The sequence below is a fragment of the Modestobacter sp. VKM Ac-2979 genome (assembly GCF_026967995.1).
Classification (GTDB): domain Bacteria; phylum Actinomycetota; class Actinomycetes; order Mycobacteriales; family Geodermatophilaceae; genus Modestobacter.
This window is the reverse complement of sequence record NZ_JAPVBO010000002.1, coordinates 91,719-110,641: the sequence shown is the minus strand read 5'-3', so window position 1 is coordinate 110,641 and position 18,923 is coordinate 91,719. Positions and strand designations below refer to the sequence as shown.

General features: G+C 73.6%; 21 protein-coding genes. 8 read left to right on the top strand and 13 right to left on the bottom strand.

Annotated features, from left to right (window positions below):
• Positions 1-13 precede the first annotated feature (13 nt).
• Complete coding sequence (locus O2W15_RS05020; protein WP_269178608.1) at positions 14-304, top strand: hypothetical protein; 291 nt, start codon at positions 14-16, stop codon at positions 302-304.
• 23 nt (positions 305-327) lie between these two features.
• On the opposite strand, the gene O2W15_RS05015 is transcribed toward O2W15_RS05020, so the two are convergent.
• Positions 328-1,935, bottom strand: a complete 1,608-nt coding sequence (locus O2W15_RS05015; protein WP_269178607.1) for a methyl-accepting chemotaxis protein — start codon at positions 1,933-1,935, stop codon at positions 328-330.
• 152 nt (positions 1,936-2,087) lie between these two features.
• On the opposite strand from O2W15_RS05015, the gene O2W15_RS05010 reads away from it, so the two are divergent.
• Positions 2,088-3,209, top strand: coding sequence for a class I SAM-dependent methyltransferase (locus O2W15_RS05010; RefSeq protein WP_269178606.1), 1,122 nt, complete (start codon positions 2,088-2,090; stop codon positions 3,207-3,209).
• Between the two features lie 13 nt (positions 3,210-3,222).
• On the opposite strand, the gene O2W15_RS05005 is transcribed toward O2W15_RS05010, so the two are convergent.
• Positions 3,223-3,714 carry a phosphoribosyltransferase gene (locus O2W15_RS05005; RefSeq protein ID WP_269163995.1) on the bottom strand — a complete coding sequence of 164 codons (492 nt, stop codon included), beginning with the start codon at positions 3,712-3,714 and terminating at the stop codon, positions 3,223-3,225.
• A gap of 195 nt (positions 3,715-3,909) precedes the next feature.
• Here O2W15_RS05005 and O2W15_RS05000 point away from each other — a divergent pair, with 195 nt between their 5' ends.
• The gene (locus O2W15_RS05000; protein WP_269178605.1) at positions 3,910-5,520 is read left to right on the top strand and encodes a methyl-accepting chemotaxis protein; all 1,611 of its coding nucleotides are present in this window, start codon (positions 3,910-3,912) and stop codon (positions 5,518-5,520) included.
• Between the two features lie 37 nt (positions 5,521-5,557).
• Here O2W15_RS05000 and O2W15_RS04995 read toward each other — a convergent pair whose 3' ends face one another.
• The 4 genes from O2W15_RS04995 to uraD all read right to left on the bottom strand — a co-directional run bounded on the left by O2W15_RS04995 (position 5,558) and on the right by uraD (position 8,175).
• Positions 5,558-6,292 (bottom strand): ANTAR domain-containing protein, encoded by a 735-nt coding sequence (locus O2W15_RS04995; RefSeq protein ID WP_269178604.1) that lies wholly within the window; start codon positions 6,290-6,292, stop codon positions 5,558-5,560.
• A 105-nt stretch (positions 6,293-6,397) separates the two neighbouring features.
• Complete coding sequence (pucL, locus tag O2W15_RS04990) at positions 6,398-7,303, bottom strand: factor-independent urate hydroxylase (RefSeq protein WP_269163992.1); 906 nt, start codon at positions 7,301-7,303, stop codon at positions 6,398-6,400.
• A gap of 54 nt (positions 7,304-7,357) precedes the next feature.
• A complete protein-coding gene (gene uraH, locus O2W15_RS04985; RefSeq protein ID WP_269157566.1) occupies positions 7,358-7,675 on the bottom strand; it encodes a hydroxyisourate hydrolase in 318 nt (105 codons plus the stop codon).
• Entirely contained in the window at positions 7,672-8,175 is a 504-nt protein-coding gene (gene uraD, locus O2W15_RS04980) for a 2-oxo-4-hydroxy-4-carboxy-5-ureidoimidazoline decarboxylase (protein WP_269178603.1), read from the bottom strand. Before uraD ends, uraH begins: the two co-directional genes overlap by 4 nt.
• A 20-nt stretch (positions 8,176-8,195) precedes the next feature.
• Here uraD and O2W15_RS04975 point away from each other — a divergent pair, with 20 nt between their 5' ends.
• The 4 genes from O2W15_RS04975 to O2W15_RS04960 all read left to right on the top strand — a co-directional run bounded on the left by O2W15_RS04975 (position 8,196) and on the right by O2W15_RS04960 (position 12,100).
• The gene (locus O2W15_RS04975; protein WP_269178602.1) at positions 8,196-9,398 is read left to right on the top strand and encodes a DUF6986 family protein; all 1,203 of its coding nucleotides are present in this window, start codon (positions 8,196-8,198) and stop codon (positions 9,396-9,398) included.
• A 273-nt stretch (positions 9,399-9,671) separates the two neighbouring features.
• Positions 9,672-10,583 carry a sensor histidine kinase gene (locus O2W15_RS04970; protein WP_269178601.1) on the top strand — a complete coding sequence of 304 codons (912 nt, stop codon included), beginning with the start codon at positions 9,672-9,674 and terminating at the stop codon, positions 10,581-10,583.
• A gap of 105 nt (positions 10,584-10,688) precedes the next feature.
• Positions 10,689-11,537, top strand: coding sequence for an SDR family oxidoreductase (locus tag O2W15_RS04965; protein ID WP_269163988.1), 849 nt, complete (start codon positions 10,689-10,691; stop codon positions 11,535-11,537).
• Positions 11,534-12,100: a MarR family winged helix-turn-helix transcriptional regulator gene (locus tag O2W15_RS04960; protein WP_269163987.1), complete on the top strand. Its 567-nt coding sequence runs from the start codon at positions 11,534-11,536 to the stop codon at positions 12,098-12,100. The genes O2W15_RS04965 and O2W15_RS04960 overlap by 4 nt, the downstream gene beginning before the upstream one ends.
• Before the next feature lie 76 nt (positions 12,101-12,176).
• On the opposite strand, the gene O2W15_RS04955 is transcribed toward O2W15_RS04960, so the two are convergent.
• The 3 genes from O2W15_RS04955 to O2W15_RS04945 form a co-directional block, all read right to left on the bottom strand.
• Positions 12,177-12,356, bottom strand: coding sequence for a hypothetical protein (locus O2W15_RS04955; RefSeq protein WP_269163986.1), 180 nt, complete (start codon positions 12,354-12,356; stop codon positions 12,177-12,179).
• Positions 12,357-12,444: 88 nt separating this feature from the next.
• Positions 12,445-12,840 (bottom strand): STAS domain-containing protein, encoded by a 396-nt coding sequence (locus tag O2W15_RS04950; protein WP_269163985.1) that lies wholly within the window; start codon positions 12,838-12,840, stop codon positions 12,445-12,447.
• A 29-nt stretch (positions 12,841-12,869) separates the two neighbouring features.
• The gene (locus tag O2W15_RS04945; RefSeq protein WP_269178600.1) at positions 12,870-13,409 is read right to left on the bottom strand and encodes an NUDIX domain-containing protein; all 540 of its coding nucleotides are present in this window, start codon (positions 13,407-13,409) and stop codon (positions 12,870-12,872) included.
• 39 nt (positions 13,410-13,448) lie between these two features.
• Here O2W15_RS04945 and O2W15_RS04940 point away from each other — a divergent pair, with 39 nt between their 5' ends.
• Positions 13,449-13,934, top strand: coding sequence for a J-domain-containing protein (locus tag O2W15_RS04940; RefSeq protein ID WP_269178599.1), 486 nt, complete (start codon positions 13,449-13,451; stop codon positions 13,932-13,934).
• 129 nt (positions 13,935-14,063) lie between these two features.
• Here the strand turns inward: O2W15_RS04940 and O2W15_RS04935 are convergent, their stop codons facing one another.
• The 4 genes from O2W15_RS04935 to O2W15_RS04920 form a co-directional block, all read right to left on the bottom strand.
• Positions 14,064-14,633 carry a hypothetical protein gene (locus O2W15_RS04935; RefSeq protein ID WP_269163982.1) on the bottom strand — a complete coding sequence of 190 codons (570 nt, stop codon included), beginning with the start codon at positions 14,631-14,633 and terminating at the stop codon, positions 14,064-14,066.
• 151 nt (positions 14,634-14,784) lie between these two features.
• Positions 14,785-14,925, bottom strand: a complete 141-nt coding sequence (locus tag O2W15_RS04930) for a hypothetical protein (RefSeq protein ID WP_269163981.1) — start codon at positions 14,923-14,925, stop codon at positions 14,785-14,787.
• A 51-nt stretch (positions 14,926-14,976) separates the two neighbouring features.
• The gene (locus O2W15_RS04925) at positions 14,977-16,860 is read right to left on the bottom strand and encodes a hydantoinase B/oxoprolinase family protein (protein ID WP_269178598.1); all 1,884 of its coding nucleotides are present in this window, start codon (positions 16,858-16,860) and stop codon (positions 14,977-14,979) included.
• Positions 16,857-18,920, bottom strand: coding sequence for a hydantoinase/oxoprolinase family protein (locus O2W15_RS04920; protein WP_269178597.1), 2,064 nt, complete (start codon positions 18,918-18,920; stop codon positions 16,857-16,859). Before O2W15_RS04920 ends, O2W15_RS04925 begins: the two co-directional genes overlap by 4 nt.
• Positions 18,921-18,923 lie beyond the last annotated feature (3 nt).

Sequence of the window (18,923 nt, the reverse complement as noted above, 5' to 3'; positions counted from 1 at the left end):
GGAGGGACCAGGCGTGTACCTGCTCGTCACGATCGTCGGTGTCTGCCTGGGCTACGGCTACGCGGAGCTCGTCAAGCGGCGTTCCGGCCTGACGGACCGACGTCGCTGGCTGCTGCTGGCCCCGGTCTGGGCGGTGTACCTCGTGGTCCTGCTCGCCGCGGACACCCGGGACCTGGCCCCTCAAGCGGTCCAGGCGTTCGCCCTCGCCACCGTGCTCAGCACCCTGGTCGACGTCGCAGGCGCCCTGTGGCGCCGGCGCAGGGCGACGCACGCACCGCGGTCCCGCGCCGACGGGAGTTCCTGACCTCGGCCCGTCCGGCCCGGGGCTCACCAGGTGAAGCGGCCCACCGCCCCGCGCAGGCCGGTCGCCATCCGGGAGAGCTCGGCGACCGCCGTCGTCGTCTGGGTCAGCGCCTGGGTCGTGGAGTCCGCGGCCTGGGAGACGCCGGTGATGTTCGCGGCGATCTCGTTCGAGCCGCCGGCCGCCTCGGTCACCGACCGGGCCATCTCCGCGGTGGTCGCTGTCTGCTCCTCGACCGCGCTGGCGATCGTCGCCTGGTGGTCGCTGATCTGCTCGATGACGCCGCTGATCCCGTCGATGGCGGTGACCGCCCCCGAGGAGTCGGCCTGGATGGCCTCGACCCGACGGACGATCTCCTCGGTGGCCCGGGCGGTCTGCTCGGCCAGCTCCTTGACCTCACCGGCCACGACGGCGAAGCCCTTGCCGGCCTCACCGGCCCGGGCGGCCTCGATGGTGGCGTTGAGGGCGAGCATGTTCGTCTGCTCGGCGATCGAGGTGATCAGCTTGACCACCGCGGTGACCTCCCGGCTGGACTCGCCGAGGGCGGTGACGGTCGTGGTCGCCGCCCGGGCCTGGGCCACCGCCTGGGCGGCGACGCCGGCCGCTGCGTTGGCGCTCAGCGAGATCTCCCGGATCGATGCGCCCATCTCCTCCGCGCCCGCCGAGACGGTGCTGACGCTGCGGGACACCTCCTCGGCGGCCGCACTCACCACCTGGGACTGGGTGCTGGTCTCCTCGGCCGAGGAGGCGATCTGCGCCGCGGAGGCGGACAGCTCCTCCGCGGCGGCGGCGACCGCGTCCGCGGACGAGCCGACCTCGGCCATCACGCCACGCATCGTGCCGGTCGCCTGGTCCAGCGCGGCGCTCATCCGGCCGAGCTCGTCCTTGCTGGTCAGCCCGGTGCTGCGGGTCAGGTCACCCTGGGCCAGCCCCTCGGCCACGTGCTGCACCGAGCGGATGCCCCGGGTGATGACCGAGGCCACCAGCAGACCGATGCCCACGGCGACCGCCAGCCCCACTGCCAGCACCACGAGGGCGATGGTCCGGTGGTGCTCGTAGGACTCCCGGGCGTTGGCCGCCGCGGCCGCCGCCTCGCGGGTGTCGATGGCACGCAGCTCGTCGAGGTCTGCGATCACCTCGGTGAGCAGCGGGTCGACCTGCTCGGCCCCGGGCGGCACTGCGGTCGTCCCACCGCCTGCTGCGGCGGCGGGCACCAGGACGGCGCTGGTCAGCGTGTCGATCTGGGCCAGGTCGTCCGTCGCCTCGACGAGCAGGTCGTGCTCCCGCCCGGTCTGGTGGGTCGCGGCGTAGGCGCTCACCTGGTGCTCGTAGTCGGCGATCAGCGTGTGCACGTCGGACAGCTGTGGGGCGTGGGTGTCGATGGCGGTCGCGGTGCTGATCGCCAGCCGGATCTGCTCGACGTCGTCGATCATCAGGCCGATCTCCTCGATGCTCAGGACGTTGTCGGCGTAGATCGCCTCACTGTTCGCCGCCGAGTCGGCGAGCGCGGTCAGGCCGAGGCCGCCGATCACCGACGCGACGACGCCGGCGGCGGCCGTGGACGCGAGGATCTTGATCCGTACCGGCCGGTCGGCGAACCACTGGGCGCCCGGCAGGCGCGTGGTGCGGGGCATGAGGTCTCCCGTGAGCGTGTCTCCCGCCGCCCGTGGAGCCACGATCGGCAGTACCCCCATCGGCATCGTGGCCGCCTCTCCGAAGCGAGATCACCCGATCAGGTGCACGGGCCGGTGTCGGGCTCACGCGGGCCGCCCGGCACAGTGGGGACGTGGCCCCCGACGAACTGTTCGCCCAGCTCCGCCGCGAGCCCGACGTCGACGCGCCCGAACTGGTCGCCGTCGACGCGACCGACCGCCTGCTGCTCGACGAGGCGGCCGAGCTGATCGGGCAGCACCCGGACGGCGTGGTCGTGCTCGACGACTCGCACGGCGCGCTCACCCTGGGCGCGGTGGCGCTGCACGGGGCGACGGGCGTCCGGGTGCACCAGGACCTGCTGGTCGGTGAGCTGGCCCTGGCCGGCAACGCCGAGCGCACCGGGTACGCCGGCACCTACCGGTCGCTGCCCCTGGGGGCCGAGCTGGTGCGCGGGGCCCGGGTGGTGCTGGCGCAGGCGCCCAAGGGGCTCGACGCGCTGCGCGAGCTCGCCGAGGTGGTCGCCGCCGGCGCCGACCCCGACGTCACCTTCCTGGTCGGCGGGCGGGTCAAGCACATGACCCACGCGATGAACGACGTCCTGGCCGAGAGCTTCAGCGACGTGCACGCGACCCGTGGCCGGCAGAAGTCCCGGCTGCTGGTCGCCCGGGGGCCAAAGCCGGGGACGTCGTCCTTCCCCGTCTGCCGGGAGCACCCCGACCTCGGGATGACCGTGTGCGCCCACGGCGCGGCCTTCGCCGGCGCGAAGGTCGACCGCGGCACCCGGGCGTTGCTCCGCTCGCTCCCCGGCGCCGTGCCGGACGCCGCGACGGCGCTGGACCTCGGCTGCGGCACCGGCGTGCTGGCCGCGGGGCTCGCCGCGGCCCGACCGGGGCTGTCGGTCCTCGCGTCGGACCAGTCGGCGGCGGCCTGCGCATCGGCTTCAGCGACGGTCGCCGCCAACGGGCTGGCCGAGCGGGTGACGGTCACCCGCGCCGACGCTGCCGCCGGCGTCCCGGACGGGAGCGTCGACCTCGTCGTCTGCAACCCGCCGTTCCACCTGGGCGTCGCCGTGCACGCCGCCGCGGCGGAACGACTGTTCGACGCGGCGGCCCGGGTGCTGCGGCCGGGCGGCGAGCTGTGGTGCGTCTACAACAGCCACCTGCCGCACCGCGACGCGCTGCGCCGCATCGTCGGACCGACCCGCCAGGTGACCCGCGACCCCACGTTCACCGTCACGGCATCCACCCGCCGCTAGGCCGGGTCCTCCCTCAGTGGCCGGCACCGCCGCGGGAGACCACCGGCGGGAGGGTCGACCAGGGGAAGTCGATCCAGGCGTCGGTGTGCTTCCAGGTGTAGTCACACCGCACCAGTGACCGCGGCTTCTCGTAGACCACGGCGGTGCGCACCTCGGTGACGTGGCCGGCGCAGAACTCCTTGACCAGTTCCAGGGTCTTGCCGGTGTCGGCGACGTCGTCGGCGATCAGCACCTTCGTGCCGGTCAGGTCGACGACGTCGAGCGTCGGCGGCAGCACCACCGGCAGCTCCAGCCGCTCGTCGACGCCGGTGTAGAACTCGACGTTCATCACGAAGAGGTTCTTCACGTCCAGCGCGTAGCCGAGTGCGCCGCCGAGGAAGAGCCCGCCGCGGGCGATGGACAGGATCAGGTCCGGTTCGAACCCGCTGTCGGCGACCTGCTGGGCCAGCTCCCGGGCCGCCCGGCCGAAGTCCTCGTAGGTCAGGGTCTCCCGCTCGTCGCTCACATCCCGATCGTGGCAGGTGCGGGCAGCGGTGACCTGCCGGTTGGCCGGGTCAACTTGTGATGCACAAGACGGGCGTGCGCGGCCTGTCGTCGGAGTGTTGCGATCGGATTGTGCTAACCGTCTCGGCTGCACTTCTGTGCCGTCCGGTCGACAACCCCGTTACGGCATCCACGCCGTCGACGACGGGAGCACGGCATGGGCACACGACTGCGGGACGTCCTCACCGGCGGGGGGTTGCGCCGGATCCGGATCAGCACCCGACTCCTGGCGCTGGTGCTGGCGGCCGTGGTCGGCATGGGCACCATCGCCGTCATCGGGGCCCTCCAGGTGCGCCAGACCATCGAGGCCGAGCAGCGCAACAAGGCGCAGTCCGCGGTCGAGGCGGTGCTCGGCGTCGTCGCCTTCTACGGCGAGCAGGAGGCCACCGGTGCGCTGACCCGGGAGCAGGCGCAGGCCCAGGCGAGGAGCGCGCTCAGCGGGCTCCGGTACTCCGGTACCGAGTACTTCTGGATCAACGACATGAACCCGACGATGGTCATGCACCCCATCAAGCCCGAGATGGACGGCACGGACCTCACCGGCAACACCGACCCGACCGGCAAGGCGCTGTTCGTGGAGATGGTGCAGGTCGTCGAGCGCGACGGCAGCGGTTTCGTCGAGTACATGTGGCCCAAGCCGGACGAGGAGGAGCCGCAGGCGAAGATCTCCTTCGTCGCGGGCTACGAGCCCTGGGGCTGGGTCGTCGGCTCGGGCATCTACGTCACCGACCTGAACGGCGCCTTCCTCGACCACCTGCTCTCCCTGGCACTGTGGGCCACGCCGGTGGTGCTGGTGATCGCCCTGATCTCGCTGCTGGTGTCCCGCAGCGTCACCCGGCCACTGCGCCGGATGACCGATGTCCTCGCGGCCGGGGAGCTGCACGAGCGGCTGGACGTCGGCGCCGGCCGCAACGAGCTGGACCAGCTCGCCGGTGCGCTGAACACCACGCTCGACCGCGTGTCGGACGTGGTCGACGAGGTGGCCGAGGCCTCCCGGCTGCTCGACGGGGCCGCCAAGTCGCTGTCGTCCACGGGGGCGACGATCGCCGGCGCGGCGGGGCGGTCCACCGGGCAGGCCGACGCCGTGACCGCGGCGGCGAAGGACGTCAGCTGTTCGATCGACGCCGTCGCCACGGGTGCGGAGGAGATGGGCGCCTCGATCCGGGAGATCGCGCACAACGCCGCCGAGGCCGCGCGGGTCGCCGGGAGCGCGGTGACCGCGGCGGAGAGCGCCAACCAGACGGTCGCCCGCCTGGGTGAGTCCTCGGTGGAGATCGGCAACGTGGTCAAGGTGATCACCTCGATCGCCGAGCAGACGAACCTGTTGGCGCTGAACGCCACCATCGAGGCGGCGCGTGCCGGGGAGGCCGGCAAGGGCTTCGCGGTGGTCGCCAACGAGGTCAAGGAGCTGGCCCAGGAGACGGCGAAGGCCACCGAGGACATCGCCCGACGGGTGGAGGCCATCCAGGCCGACACCGACAGCGCGGTCGGTGCCATCGGCGGGGTCACGTCGGTCATCGCCCAGATCAACGACTACCAGACGACGATCGCCTCGGCGGTCGAAGAGCAGACGGCCACCACGAACGAGATGAGCCGGGCCATCGGTGAGGCCGCGCAGAGCGGGCGGTCGATCGCCGAGACGGTCGCCGAGGTCGCCCGGGCAGCACAGGAGACCCACAGCGGCGTGGCAGCGATGCAGACGGCCACCGGTGACCTGGTGCGGATGTCGGAGGGTCTGCAGCGGTCGGTCGACACCTTCCAGCGCTGACCTGCCGGTGCGGCCGGACGTGCCGGCCGCACCGGCCTCAGTGCCCGGTCTCGGCGGCCTCCGACAGGTCGGCCAGGCTGAGCCGGTCCTCCAGCACGGCCTCGGCCACCTCGTCGAGGTCCCGGCCCGATCCGTAGGCCCTGGCGCGCAGCAGGGCCAGCGCATCGGTGCTGTCCAGCTCCAACCCGATGCTGACGAAGCCGACCGCCTGCCAGACCAGTGCCCGGCGGCCGGCGGCGGGCGCGTCCAGCCAGGCTGGCCCGAACTCGCTGCGTGGCTCCTGGTCCATCGCGGCGGCGAAGCTGTTGCTGAGTGCGGTCGTGACCGTCAGGGCGTCGGCGAGGCTCAGGTCCCGGACGGAGCCGGGCGGCTGCACGAACAGGTCCAGCGAGCCGATGCCCTGCAGTCCGCCGTGCAGCGGCAGGGCGATGACACCGCGGAAGGCGGTGCGCGCGACGAGCGCGTCGTGGAACACCGGCCAGCGGGTGTGCAGCTCGTCCTCGTCGGCGAGCACCGGGTTGCCGGTGCCGTGTGCGGTCAGGCAGGGGCCTTCACCGACGGTGAACTGCAGGCGCTCCGCGATGCCGGCCTCCTGGCCGCTGCCGCCCAGCGGCAACCGCCGGTCGGCGGAGAAGTAGACGCTGAGGCCGGCGCCGGCGACCGGCAGCACCTGAGCGCAGGCGCGGGCCAGCCGCAGGGGCAACAGCTCCGGGCCGGGCAGCTCCGACTCGGCGGCGGTGACGCGGGCAGTGAAGTCCTGCGTGAGGTCCATGCCTCCCTCTCCGGGAGTGCGCACCCCAGAGCCGGCCGTGGTTGGACCGGGGGTGTCGCCAGGGCCTGCTACCCAGGCGCGGTGTGCGTCCACACCTGCGGAGGGTCAGCAGAAGCCGGGGGTGCCCAGCCAGGCGGCCGGCGCGGCCGGGACGTCGTCCCGCAGCACGGTGCCCTCGATCAGCCCGTAGGGCCGGTCGGCGGCGTGGTAGACCACCGCGCCCGGGCCCTCGAGGTCGTTGTCCAGCCCGAACGCCGAGAGGTCCTGCAAGAAGTGGTGCCTGTTCGGCATGGACATCCGCACCTCGGCCACGTCGGCGTGCTGCTCGAGCACCGCCTCGCCCATCGCGTAGAGCGACTGCTGCAGCGCCAGGGAGTGGGTCGCGGCGAAGGTCTCCAGCAGCGTCGTCCGGACGGCGTCGTAGCTGGCGTCCCAGTCGACGTCGAGCCCGGTGTACCGCCAGCGGGCGGTGACCGCGGTGGCCAGGATCCGGTCGGTGGTCTCCGGCAGGGTGGTGTAGCGGTCGCGGGGGAAGCCCCAGAACTCCGAGCCGGTGGTCTTGAGGACGACGAGGTCACCGAGACCGGCGAGCACGTGCACGTCCGCGCCGTCCACGGTCACCACCGCGGTGCGCACGTCGCCGCCGGTGCGGGAGAAGGCGTGGTCGTGCGGCGCCCCGCCCACGGTGATCCGGTCCCAGCCGTAGGACTCGATCGCCACCCGGGCCCCGGTGACCCAGTCGTAGCTGCCGGCCAGGTGCCGGGCCAGCCGCAGGCCGAACTCCTCGGGCGAGCTGATCCCGTCGCGGGCGAAGGCGAAGACGGTGTTCTTCTGCGCGTCGGTGGACAGCACGTGGCCGTTGTCGCCGACGGTGTGCGCGGCCGCGAAGTCACCGCGCAGGGCGGTGCTGACGTCGAGGTCGACGAGGGAGTGCCGCGCGGTGGAGCGGTCGACCGCGACGACCCGCACCTCCGCCTTCCCGTACTGGTTGGGCCCGAGGACGATCGCCATGCGCGCACCTTCACTCATCTGCGTTGCGGGGATGTTGCACGTGGAACCGGAGGTTCACGAACCCCGGTAGGTGGAGTAGGCGAACGGGGAGAGCAGCAACGGCACGTGGTGGTGCTCGGCCGGCTCGGCGACCGTGAAGGTCAGCACCACCTCCGGCCAGAACGTCTCCCGGCCCAGCCCGGCGGCCCACTCGCCGGTGCCGAAGACGATCCGGTGCGGCCCGGCGGCGGTGGGCTCCTCGGTGAGCCGGCAGCGGCCATCGGCGTCGGTGACCCCGGCGGCGACCTGGCCGGCGTCGTCCAGCAGCTGCACCGTCATCCCCGCCGCCGGGCGACCGGCCACGGCGTCCAGCACGTGGGTGGAGACGCTCATGCGAGCAGCCCCGCGACCCGCAGGCCGGTGATCTGGGCCAGCTGTTCGGTGACCTCGGCGCGCTCGGTCTCCGGGTCGTTGCGCAGCCGGCGGTGCAGCTCGACGAGCATCTCCTCGGCCGACCGACCGGCTGCGCGGATCAGGAACACCTGGTCGAACCGCTCCTCGTACTCGCGGTTGCCCTCGACCATCGCGGCCCGGACCGAGTCCGCGGCGGTGGTCATCCCGCTCTGCTCCTCGCGCGACGTCCTCGCCTCCGCCGAGGGGCCCTGCATCCGGTCGCCGATCCGCGCGTGGGCGGCCAGCGCGGCGCTCACCTCGGCCCAGGGGAGGGCGCGGCTGACCTCCTCGGCGCGGGCGACCAGGGCGTCGGCCGAGTCGTAGGGGCGGTCGGCGGCGACGGTGCTGGCGAAGGACGGCGCTGCGTTGCAGGCTCGCAGCAGCTCCTCGGCCCGCGCTGCCGGTTCGGCGTTGAATCTGTCCAGCGGGGAGTCGGGCACGGCTGACAGGATGCCAGTCGATGATCCCTGCGGAGCTGTACGACGAGCTCGATCGGCGACTGGCGCCCGTGGACGCCGCGCGGCTCGCCGCCTATCCGGGCGAGTCGTCAGCGCGGCAGCCGGTGCACACCTGTTACGTGCCCGCCGACGCCGTCGTCCCCGGGTTGGCTGCGCACTGGGGCGCCGCGGCGCTGGCCGCGCTGGACGCGCACGGCCTGCCCGACCTCGGCCTGGACGTGGGCCTGGTCGAGCAGGTGCTGCCCCGGGTGCGGGCGAAGCTGGCCACCGAGCCGGTCGAGGACCTGCGGGTCGACGCCGAGGACGGCTACCGCGGCCCGCCCGAGGCGGAGGACGGCGACGTCACCACGGCCGCTGCGGTGCTCGCGGCCGAGACGGGGCTGCCGCCCTCCCTCGGCATCCGGGCCAAGTCGCTGGAAGGGCCGACCCGCCGCCGCGGGGTGCGCTCGCTGGACCTGTTCCTCACCGGCCTGGCCGCGGCCGGCCGGGACCGGGCGATCGTCACGCTGCCCAAGGTGACCGCGGTCGAGCAGGTCGCCGCGTTCCTGCCGGTGCTCGACGCACTGGAGCTGGCCAGCGGGCTGGCGCTGGACCTGGAGCTGCAGGTGGAGACGCCGCAGGCGGTGCTGGGTGCCGACGGCACGACGACGCTGGCCCGGATGCTGCACGCCGGCGGGGGCCGGGTGACCGGCCTGCACTTCGGCACCTACGACTACAGCGCCTCCCTGGGCATCTCCGCGGCCCACCAGTCCTCCGACCACCCGGCCGCGGACGCCGCCAAGCAGGCCATGCAGGTGGCCGTGGCCGGAACCGGGGCGTGCGCGGTCGACGGCTCGACCAACGTGCTCCCCGTCGGCACCACCGCGGAGGTGCACGCCGCCTGGCAGCTGCACGCCGGGCTCGTCCGGCGGGCGCTGGAACGCGGCTTCCACCAGGGCTGGGACCTGCACCCGGCGCAGCTCGTCACCCGCTACGTCGCCACCTACGCGTTCTTCCGCGCCGCACTGCCGGCCGCCGCGGTGCGGCTCGCCGGGTACGTCAGCCGGGTGGAGGGCGGGGTGCTCGACGAGCCGGCCACCGCACGCGCGCTGGCCACCGTGGTGCTCCGCGGCCTGGACTGTGGGGCCCTCGACGTCGCCGAGGTGGAGTCGGCCACCGGGCTGGACCGTCCGGCGCTGGACGCCCTGGCGGGTCGCCGCCGCTGAGCCCGACACGCGCGCCGCCCTGACGCTCCGGCTGTGGGTCGTCGCGCCTGGTGCGAGCGTGCGGCGGGTCACCCACACGAGGGAGTACCGATCCCGGGGGCGGTTGCCGAGACCTGGGGTGGGTGATTGACAATGCCAGCAGTCTCCAGGGTCCACCGTCGGTCGAGAGGTGTCGTGTCCGTTCTCGGAGCTCGTGTCGCGCGCTCGGTGCCGCGCGCCCGCGACGACGATCCGGGCTCCGGGCCCGAGCGGACGCGCGGCCACACGGCGCTCGTGTGCGGCTCCGACGACGCGCTGCTCCAGAACGCCGTCCCGTGGCTGGAGGCCGGCCTCGCCGCCGGGGACGTGACGGTGCTGTCCTGCGCGGAGGAGACGGCCGAGCTGCTGCGCTCGGCGGTGGGGGCCCGGGACACCCAGCTCCTCAGCGATCCCCGCGTCTCGATGCGCGGCGCCCGTGCCCCGGACGCCGTCCTCGCCACCCGTCAACTGCTCGAACGGGCCGCCGCGTCGGCGTCGGGCTCGCTCCGGGTCCTGGGCACACCGGACTTCGGCCCGGAACCTCGCACGTGGCGGGAGGGGCAGCGCTACGAGTCGGTGGTGAACGACCTGCTCGCCGCCCAGCCGCTCGACGCGTTGTGCGTCTACGACCAGCGGCAGCTGTCGCCCGACGTCGTCGCGAGCGCCGGGCAGACACATCCCCACCTGCTCGTCGACGGCGTCCGGGTGGCGAGCGCCGGCTACCTGCCGCCGGCGCAGTACCTGCCGGCGCTGCCGCTGCCGCGCGAGCCGATGGAGGACGGTCCGCCCCTGTTCGCCGTCGACGGAGCGCGGTCACTGGGCACCCTGCGGCACCAGCTGGCCGCGGTGCTGGCCACCTGCGTCCCCGACCACGACCAGGGCGCCGACCTGCACCTGGCGGTCAGCGAGATGGCGGCCAACGCGTTCCGGCACGGCACGCCGCCGGTGTCGGCCCGGGTCTGGGCCTCGGCCGACCGGGTGGTCTGCACCATCACCGACTGCGGCACGGGGTTCGCCGACCCGCTCGCCGGCTTCCAGCCCGCGCACGGGGACGACCTCTCCCAGGGAGGCATGGGCCTGTGGCTGGCCCGCAAGCTCTGGGACCACGTCGACCTGCTCCCCGGGCCCGACGGCCTGACCGTCCGGCTGAGCTCACCGCTGCGCTGAGCCGCAGCGACCCGGGGTCGGCCGACGCGCGCATCCGGTGCTCCGTCCGCCCCTCGTGGGCACGGTGACCGGCCGGACCGGTCTCTCAGAACTAAGGTGTCCGGTGTGATCGTGGTGACTGCGGCCGGTGGGCCCACGGGGACGGCGGTCGTGCGTGCGCTGCGTGCCCGGGGGGAGTCGGTGCGCGCCGTGGTCTCCAGCCGAGGCCCCCGGCCGGAGCTGACCGAGCTCGGCGCCGAGGTGGTCGTCGCGGAGCTGACCTCGCCGATGGCCTGGTCCTCGGTGTTCCGGGGCGCGGACGCCATGTACCTCATCTGGCCGAACTTCGACCCGGACGAGGCCGAGGGTGCGGCGGCGCTGTTCGCCGAGGCCCGCCGGGCCGGGCTGCCCCGGGTCGTCTACCACTCGGTGATGCGCCCGCAGCTGCGGGTCATGCCGCACCACGCCGGCAAGGACCTGGCGGAGGAGGCCCTCGACAGCAGCGGGTTGGCGTCGTGGCGGGTGCTGCAGCCCTGCTCCTACGCCGACAACCTGGACACCCAGCTCGAGGCGGCGCAGACCAGCGGGGTGCTCCGCAGCTTCTGGGGCCTGCGGACGGCGCAGTCCGTGGTCGACCTGCGGGACGTGGCGGAGGCCGCAGCCGTGCTGCTCACCGAGGACGGCCTGGACGGCGGGACCTTCGAGGCGGCCGGTCCGGAGGCACTGACCGCACCGCGGCTGGCCGAGCTGATCGGCGAGTGGCTCGATGACGAGGTCGTCGCCGACGACGTCATCCCCGGGGGCGAGGTCCCCACCGGGTATGCGGCCCGCTGCCAGCGCACCATGTTCGACCACTACCGGGCGCACGGCTTCGTCGGCAGTCCGCGGGTGCTCACCGGCCTGCTCGGCCGCCCGCCGCGCACCTTCGCCGAGCACCTCGCCGACCTGCCGCGCCCTGGGGAGCCGGCGCCGTGAGCGACCTGCTGGACGACCCGGCGCGCGCCCAGGACGGGAACGGGACGGCCGGGGACGCGATGGACGTGATCCTGGCGCAGTGGGCGCAGGAGCGGCCGGACCTGGACTGCTCGCCGATGGGCGTCATCGGCCGGATCAGCCAGCTGCAGCGGGAGGTCTTCCTCGCCCAGCGGGCCACCTTCGCCCGGCACGGGCTCGATGCGCCGTCCTTCGACGTCCTCGCGGCGCTCCGCCGGGCGGGGGAGCCCTACCAGCTGACCCCGACCGCGCTGATGCGGACCGCCCTGGTCACCTCCGGCGCCATCACCCAGCGGCTGGACCGGCTGGAGGAGAGGGGCCTGATCACCCGGGGCCGCAGCGAGGCCGACGGGCGGGCCGTCGTGGTCACCCTGACCGACGCCGGGCGGACGGCGCTGGACACGGCGCTGCCGGACCACCTGGAGACCGAGCGCGACATGCTGGCGGCCCTCTCGCCCGAGGAGCGCACGCAGCTGGCCGGGTTGCTGCGCCGCTGGCTGATCAGCCTGGGCCGCGTGCCCGGCGGCACGCCCGACCCCAGCTGATCCGACCTCGCCTCCGCCGGGGTTCACCGGACTGATCGTCCGGCGGACCCCGGCCGAACCGGCCGTCGCGCTGGGGTCAGCCCTCGGTGTCCTCGTCGAGCTCCTGCTCCACCTCGCCGACGCCCTCGTCCACCTCCTGCTCGACACCGTCGTCGACGACGTCGTCTCCGCAGGCGGCCGTCGTCAACGACGCGGCGGCGATGGCGAACGCAGCGAAGGCGCGGCGGACGGTCCGGGGACGGGTGGAGCGGGACATGAGACCTCCTGGCTCGAAGCTGATGGTGGCCCGGAGGGAGGTGCCCGGTGAGGCCTGCAGCAAACGAGCGGAGCCGGCGGGAGCGCGGTCAGCTGTGGTCGTGGCCGTGCGGGGTGGCCTCGTGCACCTCCTCCGGGTGGCCGTCACGGCGGTCGACGATGGTGAAGCGCCGCCACAGGCCGCTGAGCTGCAGGGGGCGGGCGACGGCGGCGGTGTGCACCACGAGCGGGGTGTCGATGCCCCGGGGCTGGGCCATCCGCTGCAACTGCACCAGCGTCGCCATCCCGGCCGAGTTCATGAAGGTGACCTCGCACAGGTCGACCCGGACCTGCTTCAGCGTGGCACCGGCCAGCATCAGGTCGGTCATCTCGCGCACCAACGGTCGGCGGGCGTGCTCGGTCAGTTCGCCGACGACCGTGATCTCGGCGGACTCCGCGTCGTGTGTGGTGACCGTGACCTCGACGTTGGGGGCAGGTTCGTCCATGGCTCCTCGGTTCCCGGCCGGGGCGCGGTTCACTCCTCTGCCTGTCCTCGGGCGAGCAGCAGCAGGCTGTAGGCGGCCAGCGAGGGGCCGTCGGTGAACCGGCCGTCGCGCACCATCGCCCGGAGCTGGGCCTCGGGGACGAACGCCGAGCGCATGTCGGCCTCGGTCGCCTCGCGGGCGGTGGGGCCGGGCGTCAGCCCCTCGGCCAGCCAGACGTCGAACTCCTGGGTCGTGAGCCCCGGCGCCAGGTCCAGGTGCCCGAGGTGGCTCAGCCGGGCCGCCCTCAGCCCGGTCTCCTCGGCCAGCTCGGCGCGGGCCAGCTCCTCCGCCGTCCCGGTCCCGCCCGCCGACCAGGTGCCCTGTGGGAACTCCCAGGAGCGGCGGCCCAGCGGGTGGCGGAACTGCTCGACCAGCCAGAAGCCGTCCCGCTCGGCAGCGATGACCAGGCCGAAGTGCGGCCGCTCGACGACGGAGTAGACGCCCGGCGATCCGTCGTCCAGCTCGATGGCGTCCTCGCGCAGCCGGAGCCATGGGTTCCGGTAGACCTCTCGGGTGCCCGTCGTCCGCATGCGGCCCAGACTGGCAGAGGAGCGCGGAGGAGGACGCCGATGACGGAACGCAAGCCGGAAGGTGTGTCGTTCGAGAGCTGGGTCGAGCACCAGATCGCGCAGGCCCGCGAGCGGGGAGACCTGGAGGGGCTGGCCGGCGCCGGCAAGCCGCTGCCCCGGCGGGACCGGGAGAAGACCACCTACGAGTGGGCGCTGGAGTGGGCGCGGCGGGAAGAGGCCGACGTCGCCGCGATCATGCCCACGGGGCTGGCCCTGCGGAAGGAGCGCGAGGAGCTGCCCGCCCGGGTCGCCCGGCAGCCCACCGAGGAGCTGGCCCGCGCGGTCGTCGAGGCGCACGTCGCCCGGGTCGACCGGTACTACCGGCAGCCGGTCGACGGGCCGTGGATCGCCGTCGGGATGCCGGACGTCGAGGAGATGGTCGCCGAGTGGCGGCTCAGCCGCCCGGTCGTCGTCCCCGGGCCCGCGGCGCCGGAGCCGGCGCCGTCACCCCGCCGCCGGCGGTGGCTCGGGCGGCGGGCCGGCTGACCGGCCGGTCCGGTGCTCGGTCGCGTCCAGCACGGTGGAGGGTGCGCCGCACGACCGGCGCCGGCCACCCGGCTCGACCGTGCGCTGCCCGCCCGGGCACCGCACGAGGTCGCGCGGTGCCCGGGTGGGTCACTCCTGCTCGGCCGGCACCTGGATGTCGACGCTGTCGGCGACGATGTACTCCTGGCCCGCGAAGTCGGTGTAGCCGTCGTCGGTCAGGTCCAGGCCCAGCTCCTCCTCGACGGCGGCCTCGTCGAACCCGCTCTGCACGGTCCCGGTGACGAGGAGGACCTGCCCCTCCTCGAGGACGCCGGCGATGTCCGAGCCCACGACGAGCAGCGGCTCGGCGGAGGTCTCCTCGATGCCGGTGATGGAGAAGGAGTTCGGGTCGACCACCTGGTCCACGGTCGCCGACACGGTCACCTCCTCGCCCACGAGGGCACTCGCCTGCTCGGGGAACCCGGAGTCGTAGCTGCCGTTGTAACCGGCGTCCGCGTCGTCCCCGGCGTCGGCCTCGCCGTCCTCCCCCTCTCGTTCCTCCAGCAGGTCCCCGGCGCTCCGCACCCTGTCGGAGGCCGACTCTCCGGCGGCGGAGTCGTCGCCGGAGCCTTCGTTGCCGCAGGCCGCCAGGGTGAGGGGCGCAACGGCCAGGATGCCGGCGAGGCAGAGCTTCGCGATGGGACGGGTGTGCTGCTGCACGGTGGTTCCTCTCGTCGAGCCGGGCGCGGGACGCCCGCCGCAGGTTCCGGACACCACAGTGATTGCCACAGCCGGCCACGGCATGCCCACCGGCGAGAACTCGACGCCAACACGTGACGGGGCGCGCGGTGCGGCCCGGTCCGCTTCCTCGTCAGCCGTGCTCCCGGTCGCCGTCCTCGTCGTCGGCGTGCCGGGCCTGCAGCTCACGGGTGGCCATGCCGCCGGTGCCGCCCTCGTCGTACTGGCCGGGGTGCAGGTTGGGCTGATCGGTCTCGTGCTCGCTCTCGCTCATCACGGCCGAGCCTGCCCCGGCCGGCCGGTACCGGCCAGCCGGGGTCCTCCTTCAGAGCAGGTCGAACTCGTTGTGCGACTCGCCGCCGGAGAGCAGCGCGTAGCCGGGGCCGCGGTCGAAGAACGGCTGCACCTCCGGGCGGGCCGCGCGGAGCTCCTCGCGCAACTTGGCCGTCGCCGCCTCGTCGGCCGTGCCGTCGTCCCGGAGCACCACGCCGTAGTCGTCGCGGGCGCCGGCGACGCTGACCTTGTGCCAGGAGATGTCCCGCAGCACCTCGTCGACCGGCCGGTCCAGCGGGTCGCCCCAGCCGCCGCCGCCCGTCGTCCGCACCCGCACGACGGTGCCGGCCTTCAGCGGCTCGGCGTCGGCCAGCGCGTCGACCTCGTGCTCGTCGGGTCCGCCCGGGTCGACGGTGATCGAGAACGGCCGCCCGGCCCTGCCGCCCTTCACGCCCCAGCAGGACAGGATCGACCGGTCGGCGATGGACATGAAGTGCGCGTCGCGCAGCACCCGGATGTCCTTCTCGTACCCGCAGCCGCCGCGGTACCGGCCCGGGCCGCCGGAGTCCTTCGCCAGCGCCAGCCGCTCGATCCGCAGCGGGAAGCGGGACTCGGTGAACTCGGTGGGCAGGTTCCGGGAGTCCGGGACGACGTGGATGGTGTCCTCGCCGTCGGCGTAGTACCGCCCGCCGGAGCCGCCGCCGAGCACCTCGCGCATCAGGTACGGCTCGCCGTTGGCGTCGGTGCCGTAGACGCCGGTGTACCGGATCGTCTCCTGGTCGGCGGGCATCCGGCCGCCCGTGGCCTTGGCCAGCACCCCGGCCAGCACGCCGAGCAGCCGCAGGATCACGAACGTCCGGGCGTTGGTGGGCGCCGGGAAGATCGGGGTGAGCAGCGTCCCCTTCTCCGGGAACCTCATCTCGATCAGCGGGACGACGCCCTCGTTGACGTCCAGCTGTGCCATCCGCTCCGGCGACTCGGCCAGGTTGCGCAGGATCGGCGCCAGCCACTTCTTCAGGAAGTTGCCGTCGGCGTAGTCGCCGCAGTGGTTGATCGGGCCCTTCGCCTGCGGGCCGGTGCCGGTGAAGTCGATGACCAGCGGGACGTCCTTCGTGGAGTCCATGGTCAGCGTGATCCGCTGCCGGTGCAGCTGGGGCTCGTCGACGCCGTCGTGCTCGGCGTAGTCCTCCCAGACGTAGGAGCCGTCCGGGATCTGGGACAGGATCTCGCGCCGGTACACCTCGGTCGAGCTGCTCAGGATCGACTCGAAGCACGCCTCGACCGCCTCGACGCCGTACCGGTCGAACAGCTCACCGAGCCGGCGCGCGCCGGCCAGGCAGGCCGAGCACTCGGCGTCCAGGTCGGCGGCGAGCGAGTCGGGCATCCGCGAGTTGCGGGTCATGATCGTCAGTGCGGCGTCGTTGCGGACGCCGCGGTCCCACAGCTTGATCGGGGGGACCATCAGGCCCTCCTCGAACACGCTGGTGGCCGCCGACGGCATGGAGCCCGGCACCGCGCCGCCGATGTCGTCGTGGTGGCCGAACGCCTGGATGAAGGCGACCACGGTCGGGGCCCCCTCGACGTCGGCGAAGACCGGGACCGTCACGCACAGGTCGGGCAGGTGGCCGATCCCGCCCTCGGAGAGGTAGACGTCGTTGTGGAAGTAGACGTCGCCGGGGTTCATGGTGTCGATCGGGTGGTCGCGGACCACCGGCTGCACCAGCGCGGAGTACGAGCGGCCGGTGAGCTTGCGCAGCTGCCGGTCGTGGATGCCGGCCCGGAAGTCGTGCGCGTCCCGGATCATCGGGGAGCGGGAGGTCCGCCCGATCGACGTCTCCACCTCCTTCTCGATCGCGGCCAGCGTGCCGGCGACGATCTCCACCAGCACCGGGTCGGCGGCGTCCGTGCCACCAGGATGGCCATCGTGGTGGTTCATCGGGCGGTCTCCTTGGTGAGCAGCAGGTTGCCGAAACGGTCGACGGTGGCGGAGAAGCCGGGGTGCACCGGGACGGTGGAGCCGAACTCCTCGACGATCGCCGGGCCGGCGACGACGTCGCCGGGGGAGAGGTCGGGCCGCCAGTACAGCGGGGCCTCGACCCACTCGTCGAAGAACACCGGACGGGTGCCGCGGCGCGCGTCGCGGTCGGACGGCGCCGGCTCGACGATCTCCGGACGGCGGATCGGCCCGATCCCGCTCACCCGCAGGTTCACCCACTCCACGGCCTGCCGCGGGTCGGTGGCGAAGTCGTAGCCGTAGAGCTGGTGGTGCGCCGCGTGGAAGGCGGTGGCGACGGCGTCGATCGCCGCGTCGTCCAGCTCCCCGTCGCCGACCGGCACGCGCACCTCGAACGCCTGGCCGACGTAGCGCAGGTCGGCGGTGCGCTGCATCCGCTGCTCGCTGCGCGCGAAGCCCTCGCCGTCCAGGGCGACCTCGGCCTGCCCCTCGAGCTCGGCGAAGGCGGTGGCCAGGGTGGCGGGGGAGACGTCGGCGTGCCGGGCGACCATCGTCTGCACGTAGTCGTTGCGGACGTCGACGGTCAGCAGCCCGAAGGCGCTGACGTTGCCCGGGTTCGGCGGCACCAGGGTGCGCGGCAGCCCCAGCACGTCCATCAGCCGGCAGGCCAGCAGCGAGCCGGAGCCGCCGAAGGTGGTGAGGGTGAAGTCGCGGACGTCGAGGCCGCGGGCGACGGTGACCTGGCGCAGCGCGTTGGCCTGGTTCCACGCCGAGATCTCCAGGATCCCGGTGGCCAGCGCCTCGACCGTCAGCCCCAGCTTCCCGCCGAGCTGCTCCAGCCCGGCCCGGGCGGCGTCCGCCGACAGCGGGATCTCCCCGCCCAGCAGGTGCGGGGGGATCCGGCCGAGGACGACGTGCGCGTCGGTGACCGTCGGCTGCTCGCCGCCGTTGTCGTAGCAGATCGGGCCCGGGTCGGCCCCGGCCGACTTCGGCCCGACCTTGAGCGTGCCCTCCGGCGACAGCCAGGCGATCGAGCCGCCGCCGGCGCCGACGGTGACGACGTCGATCATCGGGATCTTGGACGGGTAGTCGCCGACCGAGCCCTCGGTGGTCAGCGTCGGCTCGCCGTCGATCACCACGGTGACGTCGGTGGAGGTGCCGCCGCCGTCGCAGGTGAGCACCCGGTCGAAGCCCGCGGTACCGGCGATCAGTGCCGCGCCCAGCGCACCCGCGGCAGGGCCGGAGAGCATCGTGGTGATCGGCTGGTGCACCACCTCGGAGGCGCTGAGCACGCCGCCGTTGCTCTTCATCACGTAGAAGGGGACGGCGGGGGCGATCTCGTCGAGGCGGCGGCGGATGTTGCTGACGTAGGCGCCGACCTTGGGCTTCACCGCGGCGTCGACCAGGGTGGTCACCGAGCGCTCGTACTCGCGGTACTCGCGCAGCACCTGGGAGCTGATCGACACCACGGCGCCCGGATGTTCCACGTGGAGCACGTCGAGCATTGCCCGCTCGTGCGCGTCGTTCGCGTAGGAGTGCAGGAAGCAGACGCCGATCGTGGTGATCCCGGCGTCCTTGAAGAACCGGGCGGCCGCGACGGCGTCCTCGCGGGAGAAGGGCCGCACCTCGGCGCCGGTGACGTCCAGCCGGCCGCCCACGGTGCGGACCAGGTCGGCCGGCACGATCCGCGGCGGCTTGACCCAGAAGTAGCTGTTGCCGTAGCCGTCGGGCACCGACTGCCGGGCGATCTCCAGCACCGACTCGTAGCCCTCTGTGGTGATGAACCCGATCCGGTCCAGCTTCCCCTCGAGCAGCTGGTTGGTGGCGACCGTCGTCCCGTGGCTGACCGCGGTCACCGCCGACCCGTCCAGGCCCAGTTGGCCCAGCACCTTCTGCACGCCGGCGAGGAAGCCGTCCGCCGGGTCGCCCGGCGTGGACGGCGTCTTGGTGGTCGCGACCTCCCCGGTCTCCTCGTCGACGGCGACCACGTCGGTGAAGGTGCCGCCCGTGTCGATCCCGATGCGGACCCGGCGTGAGCTCATGCC

Excerpts from the sequence above, each read along its gene's own strand:
- O2W15_RS05015 (WP_269178607.1), bottom strand. The coding sequence starts at position 1,935 with ATGCCCCGCACCACGCGCCTGCCGGGCGCCCAGTGGTTCGCCGACCGG.
- O2W15_RS05000 (WP_269178605.1), top strand. The coding sequence starts at position 3,910 with ATGGGCACACGACTGCGGGACGTCCTCACCGGCGGGGGGTTGCGCCGG.
- O2W15_RS04995 (WP_269178604.1), bottom strand. The coding sequence starts at position 6,292 with ATGGACCTCACGCAGGACTTCACTGCCCGCGTCACCGCCGCCGAGTCG.
- pucL (WP_269163992.1), bottom strand. The coding sequence starts at position 7,303 with ATGGCGATCGTCCTCGGGCCCAACCAGTACGGGAAGGCGGAGGTGCGG.
- uraH (WP_269157566.1), bottom strand. The coding sequence starts at position 7,675 with ATGAGCGTCTCCACCCACGTGCTGGACGCCGTGGCCGGTCGCCCGGCG.
- O2W15_RS04975 (WP_269178602.1), top strand. The coding sequence starts at position 8,196 with ATGATCCCTGCGGAGCTGTACGACGAGCTCGATCGGCGACTGGCGCCC.
- O2W15_RS04955 (WP_269163986.1), bottom strand. The coding sequence starts at position 12,356 with ATGTCCCGCTCCACCCGTCCCCGGACCGTCCGCCGCGCCTTCGCTGCG.
- O2W15_RS04950 (WP_269163985.1), bottom strand. The coding sequence starts at position 12,840 with ATGGACGAACCTGCCCCCAACGTCGAGGTCACGGTCACCACACACGAC.
- O2W15_RS04945 (WP_269178600.1), bottom strand. The coding sequence starts at position 13,409 with ATGCGGACGACGGGCACCCGAGAGGTCTACCGGAACCCATGGCTCCGG.
- O2W15_RS04940 (WP_269178599.1), top strand. The coding sequence starts at position 13,449 with ATGACGGAACGCAAGCCGGAAGGTGTGTCGTTCGAGAGCTGGGTCGAG.
- O2W15_RS04930 (WP_269163981.1), bottom strand. The coding sequence starts at position 14,925 with ATGAGCGAGAGCGAGCACGAGACCGATCAGCCCAACCTGCACCCCGGC.
- O2W15_RS04925 (WP_269178598.1), bottom strand. The coding sequence starts at position 16,860 with ATGAACCACCACGATGGCCATCCTGGTGGCACGGACGCCGCCGACCCG.
- O2W15_RS04920 (WP_269178597.1), bottom strand. The coding sequence starts at position 18,920 with ATGAGCTCACGCCGGGTCCGCATCGGGATCGACACGGGCGGCACCTTC.